The sequence below is a fragment of the Macrococcus sp. DPC7161 genome (assembly GCF_004117835.1).
Classification (GTDB): domain Bacteria; phylum Bacillota; class Bacilli; order Staphylococcales; family Staphylococcaceae; genus SDSC01.
The window spans coordinates 345,269-369,964 of record NZ_SDSC01000001.1 but is presented as its reverse complement, the minus strand read 5'-3'; the positions used below and the strand labels follow the sequence as shown (position 1 = coordinate 369,964).

General features: G+C 32.5%; 28 protein-coding genes. 4 read left to right on the top strand and 24 right to left on the bottom strand.

All coding sequences use genetic code 11. The annotated features are described in order from the left end of the window. Positions 1-8: 8 nt before the first annotated feature. The 8 genes from ER639_RS01730 to ER639_RS01700 form a co-directional block, all read right to left on the bottom strand. Positions 9-506, bottom strand: a complete 498-nt coding sequence (locus tag ER639_RS01730) for a single-stranded DNA-binding protein (protein ID WP_129064026.1) — start codon at positions 504-506, stop codon at positions 9-11. Continuing rightward, positions 499-1,086 carry an ERF family protein gene (locus tag ER639_RS01725; protein WP_129064025.1) on the bottom strand — a complete coding sequence of 196 codons (588 nt, stop codon included), beginning with the start codon at positions 1,084-1,086 and terminating at the stop codon, positions 499-501. Before ER639_RS01725 ends, ER639_RS01730 begins: the two co-directional genes overlap by 8 nt. After that, positions 1,079-1,312: a hypothetical protein gene (locus ER639_RS01720; RefSeq protein ID WP_129064024.1), complete on the bottom strand. Its 234-nt coding sequence runs from the start codon at positions 1,310-1,312 to the stop codon at positions 1,079-1,081. Before ER639_RS01720 ends, ER639_RS01725 begins: the two co-directional genes overlap by 8 nt. Beyond that, entirely contained in the window at positions 1,305-1,577 is a 273-nt protein-coding gene (locus ER639_RS01715) for a hypothetical protein (RefSeq protein WP_129064023.1), read from the bottom strand. Before ER639_RS01715 ends, ER639_RS01720 begins: the two co-directional genes overlap by 8 nt. 91 nt (positions 1,578-1,668) lie before the next feature. Continuing rightward, positions 1,669-1,890 (bottom strand): hypothetical protein, encoded by a 222-nt coding sequence (locus ER639_RS01710; RefSeq protein WP_129064022.1) that lies wholly within the window; start codon positions 1,888-1,890, stop codon positions 1,669-1,671. Beyond that, complete coding sequence (locus ER639_RS12195; protein ID WP_164993322.1) at positions 1,890-2,042, bottom strand: hypothetical protein; 153 nt, start codon at positions 2,040-2,042, stop codon at positions 1,890-1,892. The genes ER639_RS01710 and ER639_RS12195 overlap by 1 nt, the downstream gene beginning before the upstream one ends. Further along, positions 2,039-2,308, bottom strand: a complete 270-nt coding sequence (locus ER639_RS01705; protein ID WP_129064021.1) for a hypothetical protein — start codon at positions 2,306-2,308, stop codon at positions 2,039-2,041. Before ER639_RS01705 ends, ER639_RS12195 begins: the two co-directional genes overlap by 4 nt. Positions 2,309-2,329: 21 nt before the next feature. After that, positions 2,330-2,557 carry a helix-turn-helix transcriptional regulator gene (locus ER639_RS01700; RefSeq protein ID WP_129064020.1) on the bottom strand — a complete coding sequence of 76 codons (228 nt, stop codon included), beginning with the start codon at positions 2,555-2,557 and terminating at the stop codon, positions 2,330-2,332. Positions 2,558-2,724: 167 nt separating this feature from the next. On the opposite strand from ER639_RS01700, the gene ER639_RS01695 reads away from it, so the two are divergent. From ER639_RS01695 to ER639_RS01685, 3 genes are all read left to right on the top strand, one after another. Further along, a complete protein-coding gene (locus ER639_RS01695) occupies positions 2,725-3,354 on the top strand; it encodes a LexA family transcriptional regulator (RefSeq protein ID WP_129064019.1) in 630 nt (209 codons plus the stop codon). 53 nt (positions 3,355-3,407) lie between these two features. Further along, entirely contained in the window at positions 3,408-3,911 is a 504-nt protein-coding gene (locus ER639_RS01690) for a DUF4352 domain-containing protein (protein ID WP_164993321.1), read from the top strand. A gap of 69 nt (positions 3,912-3,980) precedes the next feature. Beyond that, entirely contained in the window at positions 3,981-5,105 is a 1,125-nt protein-coding gene (locus tag ER639_RS01685) for a site-specific integrase (RefSeq protein WP_164993320.1), read from the top strand. A 116-nt stretch (positions 5,106-5,221) separates the two neighbouring features. Here ER639_RS01685 and glnA read toward each other — a convergent pair whose 3' ends face one another. The 4 genes from glnA to hflX form a co-directional block, all read right to left on the bottom strand. Then, positions 5,222-6,559: a type I glutamate--ammonia ligase gene (gene glnA / locus ER639_RS01680; protein WP_129064016.1), complete on the bottom strand. Its 1,338-nt coding sequence runs from the start codon at positions 6,557-6,559 to the stop codon at positions 5,222-5,224. Positions 6,560-6,580: 21 nt separating this feature from the next. After that, positions 6,581-6,934 (bottom strand): MerR family transcriptional regulator, encoded by a 354-nt coding sequence (locus ER639_RS01675; protein WP_129064015.1) that lies wholly within the window; start codon positions 6,932-6,934, stop codon positions 6,581-6,583. A 107-nt stretch (positions 6,935-7,041) separates the two neighbouring features. Further along, complete coding sequence (locus tag ER639_RS01670; protein ID WP_129064014.1) at positions 7,042-8,301, bottom strand: methionine gamma-lyase family protein; 1,260 nt, start codon at positions 8,299-8,301, stop codon at positions 7,042-7,044. A gap of 55 nt (positions 8,302-8,356) precedes the next feature. After that, positions 8,357-9,631, bottom strand: coding sequence for a GTPase HflX (gene hflX / locus ER639_RS01665; protein WP_129064013.1), 1,275 nt, complete (start codon positions 9,629-9,631; stop codon positions 8,357-8,359). Between the two features lie 65 nt (positions 9,632-9,696). Here hflX and ER639_RS01660 point away from each other — a divergent pair, with 65 nt between their 5' ends. After that, positions 9,697-10,182: a glutathione peroxidase gene (locus tag ER639_RS01660; RefSeq protein ID WP_129064012.1), complete on the top strand. Its 486-nt coding sequence runs from the start codon at positions 9,697-9,699 to the stop codon at positions 10,180-10,182. A gap of 57 nt (positions 10,183-10,239) precedes the next feature. On the opposite strand, the gene hfq is transcribed toward ER639_RS01660, so the two are convergent. The 12 genes from hfq to ER639_RS01600 all read right to left on the bottom strand — a co-directional run bounded on the left by hfq (position 10,240) and on the right by ER639_RS01600 (position 24,538). After that, entirely contained in the window at positions 10,240-10,437 is a 198-nt protein-coding gene (hfq, locus tag ER639_RS01655; RefSeq protein WP_129064011.1) for an RNA chaperone Hfq, read from the bottom strand. Position 10,438: 1 nt separating this feature from the next. Further along, a complete protein-coding gene (gene miaA, locus ER639_RS01650; RefSeq protein ID WP_240663971.1) occupies positions 10,439-11,356 on the bottom strand; it encodes a tRNA (adenosine(37)-N6)-dimethylallyltransferase MiaA in 918 nt (305 codons plus the stop codon). Further along, the gene (locus ER639_RS01645; protein WP_129064009.1) at positions 11,353-12,243 is read right to left on the bottom strand and encodes an alpha/beta fold hydrolase; all 891 of its coding nucleotides are present in this window, start codon (positions 12,241-12,243) and stop codon (positions 11,353-11,355) included. Before ER639_RS01645 ends, miaA begins: the two co-directional genes overlap by 4 nt. A 97-nt stretch (positions 12,244-12,340) precedes the next feature. Beyond that, on the bottom strand, positions 12,341-14,017 hold the full coding sequence (locus ER639_RS01640) for a glycerol-3-phosphate dehydrogenase/oxidase (protein ID WP_129064008.1): 1,677 nt from the start codon (positions 14,015-14,017) through the stop codon (positions 12,341-12,343). Positions 14,018-14,137: 120 nt separating this feature from the next. Then, on the bottom strand, positions 14,138-15,634 hold the full coding sequence (gene glpK, locus ER639_RS01635; protein ID WP_129064007.1) for a glycerol kinase GlpK: 1,497 nt from the start codon (positions 15,632-15,634) through the stop codon (positions 14,138-14,140). Between the two features lie 18 nt (positions 15,635-15,652). Further along, positions 15,653-16,471, bottom strand: a complete 819-nt coding sequence (locus ER639_RS01630; protein WP_129064006.1) for an MIP/aquaporin family protein — start codon at positions 16,469-16,471, stop codon at positions 15,653-15,655. Positions 16,472-16,605: 134 nt separating this feature from the next. Next, positions 16,606-17,148, bottom strand: coding sequence for a glycerol-3-phosphate responsive antiterminator (locus ER639_RS01625; RefSeq protein WP_129064005.1), 543 nt, complete (start codon positions 17,146-17,148; stop codon positions 16,606-16,608). Positions 17,149-17,157: 9 nt separating this feature from the next. Then, a complete protein-coding gene (gene mutL, locus ER639_RS01620; RefSeq protein ID WP_129064004.1) occupies positions 17,158-19,095 on the bottom strand; it encodes a DNA mismatch repair endonuclease MutL in 1,938 nt (645 codons plus the stop codon). Positions 19,096-19,103: 8 nt separating this feature from the next. Then, on the bottom strand, positions 19,104-21,665 hold the full coding sequence (mutS, locus tag ER639_RS01615) for a DNA mismatch repair protein MutS (protein WP_129064003.1): 2,562 nt from the start codon (positions 21,663-21,665) through the stop codon (positions 19,104-19,106). Positions 21,666-21,749: 84 nt separating this feature from the next. After that, positions 21,750-22,175, bottom strand: a complete 426-nt coding sequence (locus ER639_RS01610; RefSeq protein ID WP_129064002.1) for a YlbF/YmcA family competence regulator — start codon at positions 22,173-22,175, stop codon at positions 21,750-21,752. After that, entirely contained in the window at positions 22,175-23,710 is a 1,536-nt protein-coding gene (gene miaB, locus ER639_RS01605; protein WP_129064001.1) for a tRNA (N6-isopentenyl adenosine(37)-C2)-methylthiotransferase MiaB, read from the bottom strand. The genes ER639_RS01610 and miaB overlap by 1 nt, the downstream gene beginning before the upstream one ends. 159 nt (positions 23,711-23,869) lie before the next feature. Continuing rightward, positions 23,870-24,538, bottom strand: coding sequence for a hypothetical protein (locus ER639_RS01600; RefSeq protein ID WP_129064000.1), 669 nt, complete (start codon positions 24,536-24,538; stop codon positions 23,870-23,872). Between the last annotated feature and the right edge of the window lie 158 nt (positions 24,539-24,696).

The window sequence follows — 24,696 nt, the reverse complement described above, 5'->3', positions numbered from 1 at the left end:
ATCACATCCTAAAATGGCAAATCTTCATCGTTGTTATATTGTGGTGGTGCAGCATTATTAAACGGATTTTGTTGTGGTGGTGCTTGTTGCTGATATTGTTGTTGAACAGGCTGTTGATAATGTGGTTGTTGATTTGCGTACGGATTTTGTTGTGGTGGTGCTTGATTTTGTTGTTGCTGACCACTATTTTTTGACTCTAAAAATTGAACGCTGTCAGCAACTACTTCTGTTACATAAACTTTTCGACCCTCTTGATTGTCGTAGCTTCTTGTTTGAATGCGTCCATCAACTGCTGCTAAGTTACCTTTACTTAAATACGTATTTACGTTTTCTGCTTGTTTTCTAAAACAAACGATGTTTATAAAGTCTGCTTGTCTTTCACCTTGTGCGTTTGTAAATGTACGGTTAATTGCTAAAGTGAATTTAGCTACTGCGATACCACTTGGAGTAACTGAAAATTCAACATCTTTTGTTAATCGTCCTACCAATACTGCTCTATTAGTCATTTTTCAATCCCCAATCAATTAATGTTTTTTGTGCAAATTTGACTTGTTCACTAGTCATTTTTGAATAATCTTTAATGTTTAACGCTTCTTGTACTTTAGTAGCTTCGCCATTATTTTGTTGTGCAAATTTGATTACATTTGCTTTTAGTTGTCCGACTTCTTCAGCAGTTGCAAGCTTTTTGTTACCACTCGCAGCATTACCGTCATCGTCTTGATCTGATGTAATTCCAAACACAGCACTTAATGAATATCGTTTTAAGTAAGTAATTAATGCGCCTGCGCCTTGAGCTGTTTCTTTGTCTGCTTTCATAAATACAGGGTCAAATTCGATGTATTCGCCACTTTCATGCATAAGCATTGTAGCAACACCAACACGTCCATTTACGTCATTTAAAGCCCATTGCGTGAACGATAAACCTAAACCTGGTGCAATGTCTGTAATTGCTTCTACAACGTTCTCTAGTGGTACGTATTTAGATTTAAAGAATGGGTTGTTTGCATCTTTTAAAGGTTGCTTCACTTCATCTTGGAATTTAGCTAACGCTTTTGATAACTCAACAATAGATTCAGATTTATTCATTATCTAAGCCCTCTACTTTCTCACGTTTGTATGTGGTTGTTTCTGTTAATTTATGAATGTTATGTGTTTCTAAAGGTGGTTGTAACTCACCTTTCTCAAAACCTTTGTATTGCTTAGCTTTAAGTTCATCAGTTGTATATAAAGCGCCATTTGGAGTGTACTGACTGACAAACAAAGGCAATGTACTGTTTTTTAAAGAAAAGTAATAACTAACTTTCTCAGCCATTAAACAAACCTCCTTGCAAAACATTTTCAACTTGCTGTAAAAATTCGATTAAATCAGCGTCATCATGAAATTCATATAAACTTTTATATTTTGCTGGTACTGGGTGTTCTTCTGTTGAATAGCCTTCGTGATAATGCCACAACATAATTCCAGCATCACCAGTTCCATAATCTGAATTTATTTCAAATTTTACATCTGCCTTTGACATTAAAATTTGTGGTACTAACTCGTTTGCAACTGATATTAATTGCTCTTTTGTAATCATTTATTTAATCTCCCTTTTAACATCTAGAGATACATGCTATTATGTAAGTGTCGAGTTTACTAATGCGTGTATCTTAAGATATGCGTATTTTTTATTGCACTTTTTCAAGTCTGATTGTTCCATTGGCAACCCAAAATCTAAGTCCAAATTTATCAATTTCTTTTTCAGTAAATTGAGTTTGGAATGCTGCACTTTCATTTTTATTGTTGTAAGTGAAATCACCGTTTTTTCTATGACGATTTAGATATAATTCGTCTTCTACTATTTCACCAAGTCCAAAAGTTTCTAATTCTAGATAGTACTTTTCACACATTACTTCACCTTCTTCAAATATTCCTTACTATTAATTCGAAATAATGCTGTTACACCAGCAATGACTAATGCTGTACCGTAAGATTCTTCTACTGTAAAACATAGTTGAAATAAAAAGCTTAAAGCCACAAACAATATTGTTGCTGTTTTCATAGCGATAACCTCCTATAAATCTTTTTGATTGCATCTAAGCATTCTGGATAAAGGTAAAGAACCCTTGAGCCTATTCGAACAGTCACATCATCAAATTCTTGCTGACATGTAATGTCTTCTAATAACTTAGATCTAGACAGTCCAGATATTTCAGATAGCTTTTTAATGTCTACAGCTGCATATTGCAACTTGTAGTTCATTAAATGTTTTTGCACTTCGTTAGTAACTAGTTCATGAATAACATCATCACTGATTGTTAAATTCATGTTCACACCTCCAATTACGGTTTAACCGTTATCATTGACCAAAAAAATAATGTCGTTGTATGTGACATTAAATTCTTCCTCAATTTTTTTGAGTTGTGGAATGTTAGGAAATGTTTTTGCCTTTTCCCAGTTATGCCAAACATCACCCGATACACCCACGCGTTTTCCTGCTTCTGCTTGTGTTAAATCAAATTTAGCACGTAGCATCTTTAAGGTATAAGGCTCTGTTCTTACTGCGTTGCCTTGCATGTTTTCACCTCATTTCTGTAATTGAGTTAACTATAGTTTATAACGGTTAAACCGTATTGTCAACGGTAAAACCGTTTTTTACACAAAACTATTGTATTTTTTACGGAATAAACGTATAATATAGACATCAAATAAAAACGGCATTATATGAAAGGAATTGAATTTATATGTTGGGTAACAAAGAAGTTATGTCAAAGAATATTAAAAGGTTTATGAAAGAAAAAAACGTTGATAGAAAACAATTATCAAAAGATTTAAATGTAAAATATACAACTCTTTCTGACTGGATAAATGCTAAAACATACCCACGTATTGATAAAATTGAATTAATGGCTAACTACTTTGATGTTAGTAAATCAGATTTAGTTGAAAGTAAAGAAGATTTAAATGCATTAGAAGTTATTCCTGTAATTTCAATACCTGTTCTTGCTAAAGTTTCAGCAGGACAACCAATGTATGCCGAAGAAAATATTATAGATCACACTTTTGTTTCAAAAACATTAATTAAAAATGGTAAAGAATACTTCAGTTTAGTTGTATCTGGTGACTCTATGGATAAAGAATTCAAAGACGGTGATGTTGTTATTGTCGAAAAAGATTCTTATATAGAAAACGGTCAAATTGCAGTCGTTCAAGTAAATGGATACAACGCAACTGTTAAACGTGTACGATTTCAAAATGATGTCATTATGTTGTTACCAGAATCAACAAACAGTGAACATCAACCACAAATATACACTAAAGACGATGAAATAACTTTTGTTGGCAGAGTTGTCGGCATGAATAGAAAGTATTAGGATATTCGGCATTAGCCTTTATCATAAAAATTAAATACAAGGGAGAAATGAACATGAATTACAAAATCTTAGGTGGTACTTTATTAGCTTCAACATTATTATTAGGTGCATGTGGTGGAAATACTGACACTACAAAAAAAGATGAGGCTAAAACAGAACAAAAAGAAGTAAAAAAAGATAGTGGCGCTTTAAAATTAGGTGAAACAAAGAAAATTGATAAAACAACTTTTACAGTCAAAGAAGTTAAAGTAACAGATGAAAGAAATGAATTTAATGACGTTAAAGCTGAAAAAGTAATTACTGTATTTTCTACAGTTAAATCTGAAAATGATGAAGATTATGTTGCTGGTCAAGAAGCAGCTGTTTATGTAAATGGTAAAAAAGCTGATGAATATGCACTTGGATCAGATAAATCTGAAACATTATCTAAAGGTCGTACAGCTGATGTATCACAATCTTTTGCAGTACCAAAAGATGCAAAAGAAATTGAAATAGAAATCAAACCATTATTTTCTGTAGGTAACGAAAAAGCATTATATAAAGCAACTATAAAATAACAACTGAATATAAGGGTATTCGGCATACCCTTATTTTTTATACTCTTTTTTAAGAAAGGAATGGTTAAAATGGCTCAATTTGAGAAACGTGGTGCTAAATGGAGGGTTCGAATTAGCTATACTGATGAAACTGGTAAACGTAGAATTCACAGCAAATCTGGTTTCAGAACAAAGCCAGAAGCAAAAGAATATGCTAAACAAGCCGAAGCTAATTTAAAAAACGTATTACTACAAAATCAAAAAATTAAACTAGTAGATTACTTAGAAGAATATATAAATACTCAAAGAGTTAATAAAGTTTCGAAATCATCTGTAGATGCAGATAAATATGCACTCAAAAAAATTAAAAATGAATTCGAACATGAATCGCTTAAAAGTTTTACATATTCAAAATTTCAAAACTTTATTAATGATTTAATAGAGAATAATTGGAGTAAATCAACAGTAGATAAATGTTTTAGCTTATTAGCACGTGCGTTGTTTGTTGCTTATAGAGATGGTTTAATTGAAAGAAATCCAGCAGAATTCGTACAAAAGAAATACACAAAGAGCAATTTGCCTTCTGAGAAAAAATATATACCAGAAGATAAAATTAGCCCATTTTTAGAAGCAGTAAGAAAGAGAAATACAATTCAATATTATTTAATTAGATTAATATTAGAAACTGGAATGCGTATCGGTGAAGCATGTGCATTAAGATTTGAAGATATTGATAGAGCGAATAATACTATTTCAATCACAAAATCTTATGATCAGAAACGTGATGTATTAGGTGAAACAAAAACAGGTGAACACAGAATTATATTCATTTCACAACAACTTAGTATAGAGTTATTCAAACTACTACAAATTCATAACGCATATAAAATTGTTAATCAAAAAGTTTATAATAACAAATACAATTTCATATTCGTTAATGAAATTGGTACTCCTATTCCAAGAACAACAATCTATAACACATTACAACATGTATCTAAAAAAGTGCTAGGCGAAGATTTTATTATTTCAGCACATGAATTAAGACATACACACGCAAGTTTATTATTTAATTCTGGTGTACCTTTAAAAGCTATATCAATGCGATTAGGTCATAAAGATATTTCTACAACTGAAAAAATATATACTCACGTTAGTAATGAATATCAAAAACAAGCACTTAATGATTACGAAAAATATATTAAAAAAGTGTTCTAGTTCGCACCCACTTTGCACCCAAACATTATAACTTTAATATACATCTAGCTGATTGGGTTCTTAAAATAAACAAAATAAAAAACCCCAAAGCCATGTAGCTCTAGGGTTTAAATGGATTAATACAATTTCATGTATTGTTCTCTTTCCCATTCAGATACTTGAGTACGATACATATCCCACTCGATTGTTTTTGAAGCGATGAATTGACGGTAGATGTGATCTCCTAATGCTTCTTTCATGATTGGGTTTTCACGCATTGCTTTTAATGCTGTGTATAAAGTTGATGGTAAATCTTGTACACCAACTGCTTCACGTTCTTCACGGTTCATTTCATAGATGTTTTGGTTAACTGGTGCAGGTACTTCTAATTTATTTTTAATGCCATCTAATCCAGCTTGTAAGATTGTTGCTAATGCCATATATGGGTTTGCAGCTGGGTCTACTGAACGGATTTCAACACGTGTTGATAATCCACGAGATGCTGGGATACGTACTAATGGTGAACGGTTTTGTCCACTCCAAGCTACGTAACATGGTGCTTCGTAACCAGGTACTAAACGTTTGTATGAGTTTACTAATGGGTTACATACTGCTGTAAATCCACGTGCGTTTTTGATAATACCAGCGATAAAGTGACGTGCATCATCTGATAATTCCATATCACCTTTTGGATCGTAGAATGCATTTTCTTTTGGTCCTTTGAATAATGATACGTTAAAGTGCATACCAGATCCGTTCACACCGAATAATGGTTTTGGCATAAATGTTGCATGTAAGTTATGTTTACGTGCGATTGTTTTTACTACTAATTTAAATGTTTGGATGTTATCACAAGCTGTAACTGCATCTGCATATTTGAAGTCAATTTCATGTTGACCAGGTGCTACTTCATGGTGAGATGCTTCGATATCAAATCCCATGTCTTCTAATTCTAATACGATGTCACGACGGCAATTTTCACCTAAATCAGTTGGTGCTAAGTCGAAGTAACCACCGTTATCATTTAATTCTAATGTTGGTTCGCCTTTTTCATCTAATTTGAATAAGAAGAATTCTGGCTCAGGCCCTAAGTTGAAATCTGTGAATCCTAATTCTTCCATTTCTTTTAATAAGCGTTTTAAGTTTGCACGTGGGTCTCCTGAGAATGGTTCACCGTTTGGCATATAAATGTCACAAATTAAACGTGCAACTTTACCTTTATCTGAAGTCCATGGGAATACTACCCAAGTATCTAAATCTGGATATAATTTCATATCTGACTCTTCAATACGTACGAATCCTTCGATTGATGAACCGTCAAACATCATTTCATTGTTTAATACTTTTTCTAATTGAGAAATCGGTACTTCTACGTTTTTAATTGTTCCTAAAATATCAGTGAACTGTAAACGTAAATAACGAACGTTCTCCTCTTGTGCTTTTTTCATAATGTCTTTCTTAGTTAGTTTAGCCATAATGACCTCCAAAAATTTAGTTTATCGATAAAACCTGGATAAATCTCCACGGTTAAGTGGCACTTCTAAACGTTCTTCAATGATAGATTCGATATAACGATGTCCATCTTGATCTTTTTGTTTGGAAATATTTTTTTCTTCAAAGAATTGTTGAATACGTTTAATATTAAAACCTTTTTCTAATAAGACTTTTATTTCTAATAGTGTATCCAAATCATTCATCGAAAATAATCGTTTATTTCCCTCTGTTCTTGCTGGCTTTATTAATGATTGTGTTTCATAATAACGAATTTGCCTTGCGGTAAGTTCCGTAAGTTTCATTACACTACTGATTGGGAATACCGGCATTTCTCTTCGCAATTTATCTTTACTCATTGATGCACCACCTGTTGAACATACTTGTAATTTATCATAAAAAAATTTAAAAAACAAATTCATGTTAGAAAACCTAACATGAATTTGTAAAATAGTAGTTATGTTGCTTAAAATTCAATAATTTTTTCATCGATTAACGTTGATACAGCGCGAATGATTGCGATTTTAACATGCTCATATGTTAAGCCACCTTGCACATAAGCTTCATAAGGTGGTCTAATTGGACCGTCTGCTGTTAATTCTATAGATGCACCTTGTATAAACGTACCAGCTGCCATAATGACGTCATCTTCATAACCTGGCATATAAGCTGGCATTGGCGCAAAATGTGCGTTAATTGGAGAATTAGCTTGAATACTTTGTACAAATGAAATCATTTTTTCAGGGTCATCAAATATAACAGACTGAATTAAATCCGTTCTCTTAACATCATAACGTGGCGATGTGTTCATTCCGATTAATTCTAATAATCTTGAAGTAAAGACAGCACCTTTTAAACTTTGGCTCACTACGTGAGGACTTAAGAAAAAGCCTTGATACATTTCGTGTAATGCATAAAGCGATGCGCCCGCTTCTTTACCAATACCAGGTGCGGTTAATCGATAACCGACTCTCTCGATTAAATCTTTTCTACCTGCAATATAGCCACCTATTTTACAAATACCACCACCAGGATTTTTAATTAATGAGCCAGCTATCATATCTGCCCCAACCTCAATAGGTTCATTTTCCTCAACAAATTCTCCGTAACAATTGTCTACAAAAACAATGATGTCCGGATAATGTGATTTGATTTGTTGAATCACATCACCAATTTCATTCACTGTGAATGAAGGTCTTGTTGCATATCCTTTTGATCTTTGGATGGCTATGATCTTCGTATTATCTTTGATAGATGCTATAACAGCACTAGTATCTATTTTATCACTTTTAAGTGGGATGGATCTGTATTGAACACCATTATCCATTAAAGAACCGACCCCATTACCATTTACACCGATTACTTCAAGTAATGTGTCATAAGGTTCACCTGTAATATATAATAACTCATCTCCAGCTTTTAAATTCGCTGAAAGTGCCAACGTAATGGCATGGGTTCCCGATATTACTTGAGGACGAACGATAGCATCTTCAGCCTTAAATACTTCTGCATAAACCGCTTCTAAATGGTCTCTCCCATCATCATCATAACCATAGCCAAAAGTACCAATTAAATCTGCTTCAGTGATTTTAAGTTTTGCAAAAGCATCTAATACTTTTTGTTGATTAAATAAAGCATTCATTTCTATAGTTTGATGAATCGGTAATATGTCCTGATCGACTTTTTCAATCAATTGATTCAATTTATCATTATTCGTAAATTTCATTTTAACCTCTGTATTGTTTTAAATTTTTTACTTTTTATTTTATATTTATTTCTAGTTAAATTGTAAACTTTTTAATATATTGTTTATTAATTAATTGTTCGATAACACCATTATCTTTTCTTTCATATCCATGGACTTCATAAATTTCTGAATCTTCATTGAAAAGAATATCTTTAACAAGCGTTGCATTTTTCAAATGACTAATCACTTCTCCACTGTTTTTGATAATGCTGATATGATAAGGTAACATATCTGACTGAATCAAGTGAATTAACTTTTGTATAATGACCTGAATATCATCAATATCTCTCGCTGAAACTGCTTCATCATAATGTGCATCTGTTTCATGCATCAAGTCTTTTTTATTATATACCATCATACAAGGTATATGATTCATTTCTAAAGTAGTTAACAGTTCATTTACTGTCTTAATGTGAATATCTACATTGTGATGACTACCATCAACAACATGTATTAGAACATCAGCATACTTTGCTTCTTCTAATGTTGATGAAAATGCATCAATCAAATGTGTTGGTAATTTTTGAATAAATCCTACCGTATCACTTAATAAAATATCAAATCCATCATTAATGGACATCATCTTACTTTTCGGATCTAATGTCGCAAACAATAAATTTTCTTCAAATGTCGTACTTTTTGTCAGTTGATTAAACCAACTCGACTTACCTGCATTTGTATAACCCACTAATGCCACTTGTAAAAATTGTTGCTTTTTTCTATTTTCTCGATAACGCGTACGATGTGCTTTTATCGTACTGATTTCTCTTTTAATATCTGTGATACGACTTCTAATATGCCTTCTATTTGTTTCAAGTTTCGTTTCACCTGGACCACGCGTACCGATTCCGCCTCCTAAACGGGACAAACTTTGTCCATGACCAGATAATCGAGGTAATAAATATTCAAGTTGTGCTAATTCTACTTGCAGTTTACCTTCTCGGCTTTTAGCTCTTGAGGCAAAAATATCTAAAATTAATTGTGTTCGGTCAATAATCTTGCATTGAAGTGCTTCGTTTAAATGTTTTGATTGTGCAGTGGATAACTCATCTCCTACAATCACACAATCATATGTTAAATCTTCTTTGTCTGTGAGTTCAATAATTTCATCTAACTTGCCCTTTCCGATATAAAATGTACTATCGAAACGGTCTTTATTTTGTGTAATGATATCAACAACTTCTAAATCCGCTGTTTCACACAAACTCACAATTTCATTGAGACTTTCTTTAAATTCAAATTCATCGTCACGCTTTTTATAAACTGCTATAATAAGAACACGTTCTTTATTCTTTTTCGTTTCGTTCAAAATATCACTTCCTTAAGTTTTATTTTGATTGAAATAAGAACGAAACACAAGTAGGAGATGATTTTTTGATTTACAACTATGATGTAACACTTGCAAACAAAGAAAAATATTCACTAAAAAAGTATGAAAATAACGTGATGCTTATCGTAAATACAGCAAGCGAATGTGGATTTACAAAACAGTTTGATGGTTTAGAACAGTTATACAAGAAATATAAAGACTATGGATTCGTTGTTCTTGGCTTTCCATGTAATCAGTTTGGTAATCAAGAACCAGGTGATGGTGCAGAAGCATTGCAAAATTGCCGATTAAACTATGGTGTAACTTTCCCAATGCATGAAAAAATTGATGTCAATGGTGATCATGCACATCCTTTATTTGTTCATTTAAAAGAACAAACAAAAGGGGTTTTAACAAATGCGATTAAGTGGAATTTCACAAAATTTTTAATTGATCAAAACGGTAAAGTTATTAAAAGATATGGTTCAACAACGACACCTGAAAAAATTGAAAAAGACATTGAAACATTACTAAATAATAAAAGGGATTGAGCAAAAAAATTCGCGCTCAATCCCTTTTTATAATATCGATTATTTTATTTTGCAGATTTATTCCACAAAAGTGCTGATGGCATGTTTATAGATTAAGTTTTCTTTATCCGCCACTTTAATTAAAATGACATACTTATCGTAATCTAAAACAACACCTTTCATTTGAAAACCATTGAGTAAAAATACAGTTAATTCAGTGCCACTTGTTTTGTACTTTTCTAAGAATGTGTCTTGTAAGTTAGCGTGAGTCATCATTTTATTCCCCTTTTATCTGTATTTGTATATGATTAACCATGTCAGCCACGGATAATTCTGTTGGATCTAACCAATCAATGTTCATTTGGTTATTAAACCAAGTTAATTGACGCTTTGCGAAATGCCTAGTATTTTGTTGCAATGTCTCAACCATCGTATCATATGTAATTTCACCCTTAATAAAAGGAATCACTTCTTTATAACCGATAGCAGTCATACTTTGCGCACTTTCATAGCCACATTGTAATAATTGTTTAACTTCATCAATTAATCCTTGTTCAAACATAAGTTGCACACGTTCATTGATGCGCTCATATAAAATCGGTCGTGGCATATTTAAGCCTATTAAAATTGTATCATATTTGTCAGATATTGTCTTTGATTTACTTTGTAAAGTAATGGATTGTTGATGCATTTTATAATAAGTTAACGCTCTTAAAACACGTTGTTTGTTATTTGGGTGAATGGATGCAGCAGCAATTGGGTCCACAGATTTTAATTGTTCATGTAAAGTTTCTCTATCTAAATGTTCAAATTGAGAGAGCCAATATCGTTTTACCTTTGGATCTTCTTCAACATAATCATATTCGTAGAGGAGACTTTGTATATATAGTCCAGTACCGCCAACGACCATAGGTATTTTTCCACGACTATAAATGGATTCAATACATTTTTCAGCTTCATTTTTAAATTGTGCCGATGAATAACTTTCATTAGGTTCTAATATATCAATTAAATGATGAGGAATCCCTTCAGCTTCTTCATGCGTAATTTTAGCACTGCCAATATCCATGCCTTTATAAACTTGAATGGCATCACCACTAATGATTTCACCATTAATTGCTTTTGCAAGCTCAATACTCAGTTTAGTTTTACCAACAGCGGTAGGTCCTAAGATTACAATTAAAGGTATTTTCATATTTGTTTTCCTAGCCATCTATTTATATTTTGTAAAACATCTTTTTGATTAGCTTCAAACATTACTTCATGACGTGCATTTTCATATAATTGAATAGTTACAGAATCCATATTACCAAACTTTAATTTCATCGCATATTTATTAAGGCCTTTACCGTTATTTGAAAATGGATCATTTGCACCTGACACCAATAGCATTGGTACATGACTCGGATACTGTTTAATATATTTTGTCTTTTGTGTTTGTTTCATTGCAGTACTAATTTCGTAAAGTGCGCCTAAAGACATATCAAAACCACATAATGGATCATTCACAAATGCATCCACAGTTGCTTCGTTTAATGCTAACCAATCACTTTCCGTTCTTTTCGGTTTGAATTGTCGATTATATGCATCAACCATGAGTTGATTGACTTGCTTTATTTTTTTTGTTGGTTTATTTATTAAAAGCAATGATTTTAGTGCATTTCTACCCATGTTCATTTGTTGATCATAATAACCTGTTCCAGAAAGAATTACCGCTTGAAATGCATTCGGATATTCTTTCATATAAACACGTGCGATGATACTTCCCATTGAATGTCCTAATAATACATTCGGTACATTTGTATCTTCAAACGTTGTAAAAATTTCATAACTCTCATCGACTAATGATTGAATACTATCAAAATGACCTCTATCTTCTAGTGCTATATTTCCATGCCCCTCATGATTGTGTAACAAGACATGATAGCCTTGTTGATTAAAGTATTCAGCAACTTGAACATATCTTCCCATATGTTCAGCCATACCATGTAATATTTGCATATTCCCTATAGGATGTGATGCTTTGAAATACATGATTTCTCTTTTGGCACCTGATTTTAATGTGATGACTTTTTGTTCCAATTGATTCACCTCATCATTATTATATAAAACTTTTTATCGATTATATACAAATTGATACAAAAAAAGATTGGGAATAAATTCCCAATCTTAAAAATGATTATTTTTCTTCAGAAACTTGAATACTCGGATGAGTAGCTTCATATAATTTCTCATCTAAAGCTTTTGAATATGCTAATTTTGTTGCTTCATCATAATTTAAAATATCTGCCATTACGTTGATGATTGCATCTTTATAGTCATAGACATGTTGTACATTAAAGTATAAATCACCTGTACGACGAATTAAGAAATCTGTAGGTTTTTGAACCATTTCGTGATGAATTGCATACAATAACTCTGTATAAATTGATAATGGTAAACCTGCTACTTCGCTACCATGTTGCATTGCTGCGATTGTAAATAACTCATTCACATTTGAACCATAACGTTTAATGAGTCTTAATTGTTCTGTTTCAGATAATTTATGGAATAATTCTGGTCTTACACTTGATTTAATAAATGCTTCAAAGCCTTTTGAACCACCAACATCTCCACCAGATAATGTGTGACGTTTTGTTTCACATGATTTAAAAGTAAGTTTATATTCTTTTTTCAATCTTTCACTAACTAAATCCACAATGTCTTGAGCCATATGACGATAACCCGTTAATTTACCACCAGCAATCGTAATTAAGCCAGACTTACCTTCCCAAATTTCATCTTTACGTGAAATTTCAGATGGATTTTTGCCTTTTTCTAAAATCAATGGACGAATACCAGCCCAAGTTGATTCAATATCTGCATCCGCCACTTTAACACTTGGGAACATATAATTTATCGCATCGATAATATAATCACGATCTTCTTGCGTTACTTTTGGTGTTGCTTTTTCTTGATTGTAGAAAGTGTCTGTTGTTCCAACGTAAGTTTTGCCGTCTCGAGGTATCGCAAAAATCATACGTTTGTCACTTTCAGTATCAAAATAAACGGCTTGTTGTAATGGGAAGACACTTTGATCAAATACTAAGTGTACACCTTTTGTTAAACGTAATTGCTTATTATTTGTTGAATAATCTGCACCACGTACTTCATCAACCCATGGTCCAGTTGCATTTACAACTTTTTTTGCTTTAATTTCAAATTGTTCATTTGCAATTAAATCAGTCACTAAAATACCGTTTACTTTTTTCTTTTTGTTGTAAGTAAATCCATTTGATTTAGCGTAGTTTAAAATATCAGCACCAAATTCATGTGCACGCTTCATTACTTCAATTGTCATACGTGCATCATCTGTACGGTACTCAACATAATAACCGCCACCTTTTAAACCATCTGATTTAACAAGCGGTTCTTTTTGTAATGTCTCATCTTTAGAAAGCATTGTACGACGCTCAGATTTTTTTACTTCAGCTAAGAAATCATAAACTTTTAAAGCAAGTGAAGTCGTCGTAGGTCCAAATGTACCGCCTTTATGCATTGGTAACAACATCCATTCTGGTGTTGTCACGTGTGGCCCATTTTCATAAACAATTGCACGTTCTTTCCCAGTTTCGCTCACAACATCTATTTGTAATTGCTTTAAATATCTTAAACCACCATGAACCAATTTTGTTGAACGACTTGAGGTTCCAGAAGCAAAATCTTGCATTTCAACTAATGCTACTTTCATGCCACGTAATGAAGCATCAAATGCAATCCCAGCACCAGTGATACCTCCACCAATAATCACCAAATCATATTCTTGATTTTTCATTGATTGTTTAACTTGTTCACGATTTAAACTAGAAAATGTCATTATAATTCCTCCTGTTTTAAAAAAATAGAGACCTATCCCATATACAAAATATATTGATAGATCTCTATGCTCTAAAATATTAACTTATTTTTATTGTATCATAATGATAGCTATTTACAACTATTTACGCTTGAAAGCTTGTGTCGCTTTCACTGCGACTTGCCATCCTTCATATAAATCTTCACGTGTTGATTCATCCATAGATGGATCGAATTGTTTTTCTAATTGCCAACGATTTTTAATTTCGTCTTTAGAATCCCAATATCCAACTGCAAGACCTGCTAAATATGCAGCACCAAGTGCAGTTGTTTCATTAATTTCTGGGCGTTCAACAGGTACGTTTAGAATATCTGATTGGAATTGCATTAAGAAGTTATTCTTAACTGCACCACCATCTACACGTAACGTTTTTAATTCGATGCCTGAATCTTTTTCCATCGCATCTAACACATCACGTGTTTGATAAGCTAATGATTCTAAAGTTGCACGAATAAAATGTTCTTTTTCTGTACCACGTGTAATTCCAAATACAGCCCCACGTGCTTCAGAATCCCAATAAGGTGTACCTAAACCAACAAATGCTGGTACAACGTACACACCATCAGTTGATTCAACGCGTGTTGCATAAGATTCTGATTGCGGTGCATCTTTCACCATACGCATACCATCACGTAACCATTGAATAGCACTACCTGCAACGAAAATTGAACCTTCTAATGCATAATTTACTTTGCCATCTAAACCATAAGCTAAAGTTGTTAATAACCCTGATTCAGATTTTACTGCTTTTTCGCCAGTATTCATTAACATGAAGCAACCAGTACCATATGTATTTTTCGCTTCACCTTCGTTAAAGCAAGCTTGTCCAAATAATGCAGCTTGTTGGTCACCCGCAATACCTGCAATTGGTACTTCTTGGCCAAAGAAGTGATGTGATACAGTATGTGCATAAACTTCACTTGATGGTTTAACTTCAGGTAACATTGAACTTGGTACTGTTAAGTATTCTAATAATTTTTCATCCCATTTTAAATCGTAAATGTTATACATTAATGTACGGCTTGCATTTGAGTAATCTGTAACGTGTGCTTTACCACCAGAAAGTTTCCAAACAAGCCATGAATCAATTGTTCCAAATAATAAGTCCCCGTTTTCTGCTTTTTCACGAGCACCGTCAACATTATCTAGAATCCATTTTACTTTTGTTCCTGAGAAATAAGGATCTAATAATAATCCTGTTTTATCTCTAAATTCTTGTTCAAGTCCTTTTTCTTTTAAGTCATTGCAAATGCCTTGTGTTTGGCGTGATTGCCATACTATCGCATGATAAATTGGTTTTTCAGTATTTTTATCCCAAACAACTGCTGTTTCACGTTGGTTTGTAATCCCAATCCCTGCAATTTGTTCTGCTTTAATATCCGCTTCAGTTAATACTGTCGCTAAACATGATAATACAGTAGACCAAATTTCATTCGCGTCATGTTCAACCCAACCAGATTGCGGAAAATGTTGTGTGAATTCTCTTTGTGCCACACCCTTAATTTCTCCGTCTTTGTTAAATAACATTGCACGTGTACTTGTCGTTCCTTGGTCAATACTTAAAATATACTTTTCCATGAAATACACCCCTTAAAATTAAATTAATTTCGTTTGATTCCCTTTTAAAACTGCTTTATTTAAAACTGCACCTAATACAAGTAATGCAGCTACTAATACGATAGATACGATGAACATACCAATTTGGTCACCTTTAAATAATACGTGGAATAAAGTTGTACCGAAAATTGCACCTACGATCGGTCCTAACATTGGGACAATTGCATACTTCCAATTAGAACCACCTTTACCCGGAATCGGTAAGATTGTATGCGCAATACGAGGACCCCAGTCACGTGCAGGGTTAATCGCATAACCTGTTGTACCACCTAAACTTAAACCAATTGCTACGATTAAACCACCTACAACTAATGGATTTAATCCATCAGAGAATTTATTACCACCAATGAATAATAAGCCCATTAATAATATTGCCGTTCCAATCACTTCTGAAACAAAGTTTGATACATAGTTTGGATAAGCTGGTCCAGTTGCAAATAAACCTAATTTAGTACCAGGATCTGATTCTTCTTTAAAGTGTGGCATAAATTGGAACCATACTAATATCGCACCAATAATACCACCAATCATTTGACCCGCAATATATGGCACTACTTCTTTCCATGGTAAACTACCATCTACAGCCATACCAATTGTAACCGCTGGATTTAAATGTGCTCCTGTAATACTACCAACTGCATATACACCCATAACTACAGCAAGTCCCCATCCTAAAGCAACAACAATCCAGTCACTTCCTTTAGCATAAGATCCTTTTAAATTTACGTTAGCATTAACCCCACAACCAAATAAAATTAAAATGGCTGTACCAACTAACTCCCCTAAAAAATGACTCATAAATACACTCCTTCATAATGAAAATTAAGCACAAAAAGACAAAAAGAGACCCTAAACTTTACTTAGTAAGGGTCTCTAATTCACTCTTTTTATCAACTTGTTATAAATATATAATAATCTGAAAACGCTGTCAATTAATTTTTCACTTCAAACGATTGCCATAGTGAAGTATTACTTGTAGTAACAAATTTTGCACCCGCTTTAATAGCATCATTGACTTCTTGTTCAGTTTCAATGAGCCCACCTGCAATAATGTTATGATGTTCTTCATTTAGCCTCTCGACCACTTTATATGCAATACCCGGCAACATTTCAACAAAATCCGGTTCTGATTGGGCAATAAATATTTTGCTTTTTTCATATGCATTGGAATCTAAAATAAATGTTCTTAAGACGGTTTTAACATTAAGTCTTTTTGCTTTTTTAATCAGTTTAGGTTTGGTTGTAACGATACCTTCTGGTTTATATTTCTGAATCAAATATTCACATGCCGCTTCATCAGTTGATAATCCTTTTATTAAATCAACATGAATATAAGCGCGCTTTTGATGTAATTTCACCAAATCCAAGAAATGTGTTAAATGACCTATATGTATATCTAAAATAAAGCAAACATCATATTTTGTTTTAACGAATTTCTCTAAATCTTTCATATTTCGAATCGCAGGAATAATCATAATGTCTCATTACATCACACGTTTAAATAATTTCTCTAACTCGTAATTGGTAAACTGAATGGTAATCGGTCTGCCATGTGGGCAAGTATAAGGTTCATTCGTCTCACTCAGTTCTTTAATTAAACGTGTCATATCCTCCTTCGTTAAATAATGATTTGCTTTAATAGATTTTTTACAACTCATCATGATGGCAGTTTCTTCTCTAAATTGATTTAAATCCACTTTTCGATGCGTCTTAATATATTCTATTAAATCTTCTAAAGTCGACTTAGCATCTTCTGGAAACCATACAGGTACTTCATTGACTATATAATCATTACCACCAAAATGTTCTAATTCAATTCCAATTGATTGTAAATGATTTGTGATTGTTGGTAAAACAAATGCTTCATCACTTGTAAATTGCAACGTAATCGGAAATAGCAATGATTGTAATTCATGTGTAACTTCCCCGATACGGTGTTTAAAGAATTCATATTTAATACGTTCTTGAGCCGCATGTTGATCAATCATAAACATACCTGTATCATTTTGACAAATAATATATGTACCATGGACTTGGCCAACAACTTCAAGAAAAGGCAAGTGACGTTTTGGATGTTCATTTTCTACAATAGGTGAATACTCGTCATTTTTAACATCCACTTGCTCATGTTCATCATTTAACTGTTGTTTATCTTCTACGATACGCTCTTCAATTTCAATGACTGGCGGTGATGTAAATTCATCATTAAGTTTTTGTTGAACATCATATTGTACATTTGATTCTATCACTTTATCATTTTGATTATTAAATGAGTAAGTTTGATTATTGTTTAATATACTTTGTTCTTTATCATTATTTGACTCTTCTTTTAATATCGATTGAGCCGATTGAGTAGTCATTTGTTCAAAATAATCAAATTGTGGCTGTTCTACTTTAAGTTTTTCTTTAGGTTTTGTTTCAACAACAGGAATTAAATTTTCTTGCCATAATGCATCATGGATAAGCTTTTCAATAAGCTGCATTAATTCAGGCTCTTTTGATAATCTCACTTCTTGCTTTGTTGGATGTACATTCACATCTACTAAATTGGGATCCATTTGAATACGTAAATTTACAATGGGATATCTACCAACATTCATCAATGTGTGATAGCCAGCCATAATCGCCTTGTTTAACATAAAGTTCTTAATATATCTACCATTAATAAAAATAGAGATATAATGTCGATTTGCTCTTGAATGAACAGGTTTTATCACGATGCCATCGACGGTGTAGTCACCTGTTTCGCCATGTATTTCAACAGCATCTTTAACAATATTCATGCCGTAAACTTGTTTCATTGCAGCCAAATGATTATTGTTACCATGTGATGCGACAATTTCTTTATCATCACTGATTAGAGTGAATTTGATTTCTGGGAAACTTAAAATATAACGATTGATGATATCAGTGATTTTACCGAGTTCAGTCTGTAAACTTTTCACGTATTTTAATCTTGCTGGTGTGTTATAAAATAATGAATCAACAATGATTTCAGTACCTTTTCTCGCTTTAGCAGGTTTTTGTTCAATAATTTTTGAATTTTCAACACGAATCATATGCCCACTAATTTTATCCGTACATGTAATTGCAGTTACTTTACTTACAGATGCTATTGAGGCCAATGCTTCTCCACGGAAACCAAGCGTTCTAATATGAAATAAATCACGTGTATCATTAATTTTACTTGTCGCATGACGTTCAAACATCAATGCTAAATCATCTTCTTCAATACCAGAACCATTATCAATCACTTTGATTTGTTGTAATCCTGCTTCTTTAACTTCAATAGTAATGCTAGTACTACCTGCATCAATTGCATTTTCAACCAGTTCTTTTACAACAGATTGTGGTCTTTCAATCACTTCTCCTGCTGCAATTTTATTACTGAGTGCGGCACTTAATGTTTTAATTTTACCCAAATACTCACCTACTTTAATTTCGCTTTTAAATTATATAATACATTTAATGCTTCTCTAGCAGTTAAGCCATCAACATCAATCTCTTTTAAAGTTTGTTCTATTATTGATGGTTCATTAAATAAATCAAATGCGGGTTGTATCACTTGTTGCTGTTTGTTGTTATCAGTATAATTTATATTTTTATTAACATGATTGGTTTCTGAATCGATTTGATTCATTGTTTCTTGATGATGATTTTCAAACTGCTTTAATAATACTTTTGCACGGTCAATAATACCACTTGGCAATGCTGCTAAATTTGCTACATGAATACCGTAACTGTGTTCCACCGCACCTGGTAACACTTTATGTAAGAAAATTAATTGTCCATCATGTTCTTTTGCAGCAACATGTACATTCGATAAGCCCATCAATTGGTTCTCTAAATCAACCAATTCATGATAATGTGTTGAGAATAACGTTTTAGCATTAATTTCATTATGTACATATTCAATCATCGCTTGTGCCAAACTTAATCCATCATATGTACTTGTTCCACGTCCAATTTCATCAAATATAATTAAACTATTTTCAGTTGCATTCGTTAGTGCATTTTTGGCTTCTAACATTTCAACCATAAATGTACTTTGACCCGATACTAAATCATCTGCTGCACCAATACGTGTAAAGATTTGATCAAAGATTGGCAATTCAGCTTCACTACAAGGTACAAATGACCCCATTTGCATCATAATACTGATTAACGCCACTTGACGCATGTAAGTACTCTTCCCACTCATATTCGGTCCGGTAATTAAATATATAAAATTCATATCATCAAGTAAACAATCGTTTTCTACATATTGATCTTTATCCATGACGGTTTCCACAACCGGATGGCGTGCATCTTTTAAATGTAACGTTCTTGATTTTGAAATTTTCGGCATCACGTATTGGTGATTCGTTGCAACTTCACTAAAGTTTTGTAAACAGTCCAATTCAGCAATTTGTTTTGCTTGATGTTTAAGGTTTGGAATGTATTTGCTAACTTCATCTCGTAATTTTAAGAACAGTTGATATTCAAGTTCTAAAGCTTTTTCTTCTGCACCTAAAATTATACTTTCTTTTTCTTTTAATTCATCTGTGATAAAACGCTCTGCATTACTTAATGTTTGTTTACGTTCATATCCAAATTTCGTAACATCAATAGACGCTAGATTGACTTTCGATACTTCTATATAATAACCAAACACTTTATTGTAACTGATTTTTAAAGATTTAACGCCCGTTCTTTCACGTTCTTTTGTTTGTAAGGCAGCCAGCCAATGCTTACCATTTCTTGATGCATCTCGATATTCATCTAACGTAGCATTAAAGCCATCCTTAAATAAATTTCCTTCACGAATAGACATCGATTGCGTTTCATTTAAACTCGATTCTAATAAATCCGTTAATGGTTGTAATTTTTCAATGTTTTGTAAGTTTGGAATGATATTTTCATAAGGTTCAAGTAAAGATTTTAATATTGGCAACTGTTGTAGTGAATATTTTAGTTGAATTAAATCTTTACCATTTACGTTGCCAAATTGTACACGTCCAACTAATCGTTCAATATCATATACTGATTCTAACGCTTCACGAAGTGCATGGCGCATCATAAAAGCTTCATTTAATGTGTTAACGATTTGTAATCGTGCATTAATCTGTGTCTCATTAATAAGTGGACGCTCAATCCATTCCTTTAATTTGCGATGTCCCATTGGTGTTTTACATTCTTTGAAAATAGACAACAATGTTCCTTTTTTGTTTTTTAAACGAATAGATTCCGTTAATTCTAAATTTCTTTTCGCATACATATCAAGCTGCATGTATTGCTTTGTTTCATATTGAATGGCTTCATCAATATGACTTAAATCACGCTTTTGAACTTGTTGCACATAACTTAATAATAAATTGACTGCATGGTATTGTTGACCGCTTAATTGGCTTGCTTGATGATATACATCACTTGATTCATGGATAGAAATCACTTCTGTGATATATTTCATACTTTGATGAATCAAATCACTAACTGGTTGATTTAATATGATTTCGCGAGGTTTAATATTTGAAAGCTCATTCAATACATATTCTAAATTACAAGTCGTTACCTTTAACTCACCAGTAGAGACATCACTATATGCAATGCTATAATCATTTAAATCATGATAAATAGAAACAATATAGTTAGCATCCGTTTCGCAAATCATATCGTCCATTACCGTTCCCGGTGTGATAATTTGAACGACTTCTCTTTTAACCATACCTTTAGTCATTTTAGGATCTTCCATTTGTTCCGCAATCGCAACTTTATATCCTTTTTCAATGAGCCTTTCAATATAACCTTTAGCTGAATGGTGCGGTACACCACACATAGGAATATTATTCTTTTTATCTCTTCTCGTTAACGTAATTTCTAGTTCTCTTGCTGCTAAAATTGCATCATCATGAAACATTTCATAAAAATCACCTAAACGAAAAAATAAAATACAGTCTTTGTATTCCTCTTTCATTTGTAAATATTGTTGCATCATGGGTGTTTGTTTCGTCAAATTACTCACCTTTTCCCAAACATTCTCTTTTTAATTTAATATTAAAAAAGTCGATTCAATTTAGAACCGACTTTTCACTTTTTATTAATTTCCACAACCTGGTGCTGCATTTCTTACTTCTGCACCAGTTTCTCCTGTTAAAACATTGCCACCAGTAGAAATGATAATTTCATCTGTAACTGTTTGGCTGATTGCGTGAGAAACAATTTGAAGTAATGTATTTACTTCGCCTTGTGCTTCTTTAAATTGATCTACGATAGGCATTTCACTTAATTCCGCTTCAACAGCATTTATTTTTTCTTCAACCATCGCTAAAGCTTTTTCTTTGCCATAGTTTTCAAAGTTTACAGCTTGTTTTTGTAATGATTTTAAAGATGCCATTTTTTCACGTACAACTTGATTTTCATGAATTTGCGCTTCAGCACGTTTAAAGAACTCAACTGATTCAGTTTGAGCCATCATTTTACCTAGTTCTCTTGCTTTTTCGATAATTTCATCATTAGTATACATTAATTTTCCACCCCAACTGGTTTAAGTATTTCTACAAATTCACCATTCATAGAATATTGTTTAGTTTCTGTAATTTTCACTTTTACTAGCTGACCGATTGCTTCTTTTGGTGCTTTGAAGTTAACAAGTTTATTTTTTTCAGTGTATCCCGCTAAAATTTCTTCATTTTTCTTCGATGGACCTTCACATAACACAATGACTTCTTCACCTAAAAATTTACTTAAAGCTTTTTCAGTGTAGTGTCCTACGATTGTATTTAAACGTTGTAAACGATCTTTTTTCTCACGCATCGGTACATTGTCTTTCATTTTAGCAGCAGGTGTACCCTCACGAGGTGAATATAAATAAGTATAAGCATGATCGAAACCAACCGTTTCATACAAATCAATTGTTTCTAAAAATTGTTCTTCAGTTTCATTTGGATAACCAACAATGATGTCAGTCGTTAAAGCAACATCTGGAATTGCTTTTTTAATTTTAGCAACAAGCTCTAAATAGCTTTCACGTGTGTATTTACGACCCATAATTTTTAATACTTCATTGTTACCACTTTGAACTGGTAAATGAATATGCGGCACAATGTTACCACCTTGTGCAATGACTTCAATTAAACGATCATCAAAGTCCCAAGGGTGGCTCGTTGTAAAACGAACACGAGGGATATCAATTTTCTGAATATCAGCTAATAAATCTCCTAATCCATAATTTAAACCTTCAATATCTTTACCATAAGCATTAACGTTTTGACCTAATAAACAAATTTCTTTATAGCCACGTCTAGCAAGGTCTCTTACTTCTGCGATGATTTCTTCTGGCATACGACTACGTTCTTTACCACGTGTAAACGGAACGATACAGTAAGTACAGAATTTATCGCAACCATACATAATATTAACCCAAGCTTTCGTATCACCAAGTCTTGATTTAGGAAGGTTCTCAATAACGTCCCCTTCTTTACTCCATACTTCAACGACCATTGCTTTAGACATATAAGCTTCTTCTAAAATTGCTGGTAAACGGTGAATATTATGCGTACCAAAAATCATATCAACATTTTGGTATGATTTTAAGATTTTATTTACAACAGATTCTTCTTGTGACATACAACCACATACACCGATTAAAATGTCAGGTTTTTCTAATTTTAAGTGTTTTAAATTACCAATCTCACCGAACACTTTATTTTCAGCATTTTCACGAATCGCACACGTATTTAATAAAATAACATCCGCTTCATTAACATCATTTGTCGACTCATATTCTAGTGCTTCTAAAATACCCGCCATTACTTCAGTATCGTGCTCATTCATTTGGCAACCGTAAGTACGGATGTAGAACTTACGACCACGACCTAAACCACGATATTTTTCTTCTATTTTAAAATCATTGTGGTATTTAACATCTTCTTTACCACGTTTTTTGGCTTCTTTTAAATTTGGCCCTTGATACACATGTTCAAAGTATTTACTATAATCTTTCTCAGGCGTAGGTGAAACCTTCGCACCAGACCCTTGAATACGACCTTCTTCATTCATTACATACTAACCCCATTCTATACAATATCATCTTTATAGTATAAAGGTTTAAAGATAGATTTTCAAAGCATTTTTACTTGAGATAATTTTAGACAAAATATAGCCATACCTTAAAAGTTTGAATAAAAGGTATGGCTAGAATGATGAATAGTTAAATTGCTAATTTTTATATAAGTGAAATCCTATTTTTTTGTAGTAAAAATATGTGATTACTATCATGATAAAACCTAAAACTATGACTACTAATGGTAATTGATAGAGTAAAAAATGATATTCAGATAAATCAACCTTACCGAAATGATCATTAACAATCCCAATAAAATGAAATGTAATGATGATGAAACCTAAAATACCACCAATAACACCTAGCCATGTTCTCTTTGATTTTTGATAACAATTCAAATAGAAACTACAAACGTTGATAATTAATTGTGTACCAATAATCATAATCATTGAAAATAATTTATACCATTCATCATAGAAGCTACAGTACAATACTGAAATCAAAATGACAATCAAATGAGTTAATGTAACAAAACTTATATCATACAATAGTTTCTCTTTTTTCATGTATGGTAATGATTTAATAAACGGATCAATTTTTAATTGGTCTTTTTGAGCATAGATAGAAATGTAAAAATTTGTTGTAAAGATAATAAAAATTATCATAAAGGTATCTGCAAACGAAAATGATAATGTATTAATAGTAATATATGAATAATTATCACCACCACTCGCCCATTTCATTAAAAACGCCATAATTATAGAAATGAGTAAAACAACCATCATCCATTTCATAAGTCGTAAATCTAACTTTAAAAATTTCATCAAATCACCCCTTTTCATTACGCTCTTTTGACTAACTTTGTAGAAGTAAAATGAATCATGATATAGCAAATCAACATCACTACAAAAAAGATAATTACCGGTAAAATCGAAACGTAAAATGACTTAAAAGAAACTTTATGTAATAAAATCATATTTTC

What these genes read in the sequence shown, in the direction of transcription:
- ER639_RS01730 (WP_129064026.1), bottom strand. Translation starts at nt 506, where the DNA reads ATGACTAATAGAGCAGTATTGGTAGGACGATTAACAAAAGATGTTGAA.
- ER639_RS01725 (WP_129064025.1), bottom strand. Translation starts at nt 1,086, where the DNA reads ATGAATAAATCTGAATCTATTGTTGAGTTATCAAAAGCGTTAGCTAAA.
- ER639_RS01720 (WP_129064024.1), bottom strand. Translation starts at nt 1,312, where the DNA reads ATGGCTGAGAAAGTTAGTTATTACTTTTCTTTAAAAAACAGTACATTG.
- ER639_RS01715 (WP_129064023.1), bottom strand. Translation starts at nt 1,577, where the DNA reads ATGATTACAAAAGAGCAATTAATATCAGTTGCAAACGAGTTAGTACCA.
- ER639_RS01710 (WP_129064022.1), bottom strand. Translation starts at nt 1,890, where the DNA reads ATGTGTGAAAAGTACTATCTAGAATTAGAAACTTTTGGACTTGGTGAA.
- ER639_RS12195 (WP_164993322.1), bottom strand. Translation starts at nt 2,042, where the DNA reads ATGAAAACAGCAACAATATTGTTTGTGGCTTTAAGCTTTTTATTTCAA.
- ER639_RS01705 (WP_129064021.1), bottom strand. Translation starts at nt 2,308, where the DNA reads ATGAATTTAACAATCAGTGATGATGTTATTCATGAACTAGTTACTAAC.
- ER639_RS01700 (WP_129064020.1), bottom strand. Translation starts at nt 2,557, where the DNA reads ATGCAAGGCAACGCAGTAAGAACAGAGCCTTATACCTTAAAGATGCTA.
- ER639_RS01695 (WP_129064019.1), top strand. Translation starts at nt 2,725, where the DNA reads ATGTTGGGTAACAAAGAAGTTATGTCAAAGAATATTAAAAGGTTTATG.
- ER639_RS01690 (WP_164993321.1), top strand. Translation starts at nt 3,408, where the DNA reads ATGAATTACAAAATCTTAGGTGGTACTTTATTAGCTTCAACATTATTA.
- ER639_RS01685 (WP_164993320.1), top strand. Translation starts at nt 3,981, where the DNA reads ATGGCTCAATTTGAGAAACGTGGTGCTAAATGGAGGGTTCGAATTAGC.
- glnA (WP_129064016.1), bottom strand. Translation starts at nt 6,559, where the DNA reads ATGGCTAAACTAACTAAGAAAGACATTATGAAAAAAGCACAAGAGGAG.
- ER639_RS01675 (WP_129064015.1), bottom strand. Translation starts at nt 6,934, where the DNA reads ATGAGTAAAGATAAATTGCGAAGAGAAATGCCGGTATTCCCAATCAGT.
- ER639_RS01670 (WP_129064014.1), bottom strand. Translation starts at nt 8,301, where the DNA reads ATGAAATTTACGAATAATGATAAATTGAATCAATTGATTGAAAAAGTC.
- hfq (WP_129064011.1), bottom strand. Translation starts at nt 10,437, where the DNA reads ATGATGACTCACGCTAACTTACAAGACACATTCTTAGAAAAGTACAAA.
- miaA (WP_240663971.1), bottom strand. Translation starts at nt 11,356, where the DNA reads ATGAAAATACCTTTAATTGTAATCTTAGGACCTACCGCTGTTGGTAAA.
- ER639_RS01640 (WP_129064008.1), bottom strand. Translation starts at nt 14,017, where the DNA reads ATGACATTTTCTAGTTTAAATCGTGAACAAGTTAAACAATCAATGAAA.
- glpK (WP_129064007.1), bottom strand. Translation starts at nt 15,634, where the DNA reads ATGGAAAAGTATATTTTAAGTATTGACCAAGGAACGACAAGTACACGT.
- ER639_RS01630 (WP_129064006.1), bottom strand. Translation starts at nt 16,471, where the DNA reads ATGAGTCATTTTTTAGGGGAGTTAGTTGGTACAGCCATTTTAATTTTA.
- ER639_RS01625 (WP_129064005.1), bottom strand. Translation starts at nt 17,148, where the DNA reads ATGATTATTCCTGCGATTCGAAATATGAAAGATTTAGAGAAATTCGTT.
- ER639_RS01610 (WP_129064002.1), bottom strand. Translation starts at nt 22,175, where the DNA reads ATGTATACTAATGATGAAATTATCGAAAAAGCAAGAGAACTAGGTAAA.
- miaB (WP_129064001.1), bottom strand. Translation starts at nt 23,710, where the DNA reads ATGAATGAAGAAGGTCGTATTCAAGGGTCTGGTGCGAAGGTTTCACCT.
- ER639_RS01600 (WP_129064000.1), bottom strand. Translation starts at nt 24,538, where the DNA reads ATGAAATTTTTAAAGTTAGATTTACGACTTATGAAATGGATGATGGTT.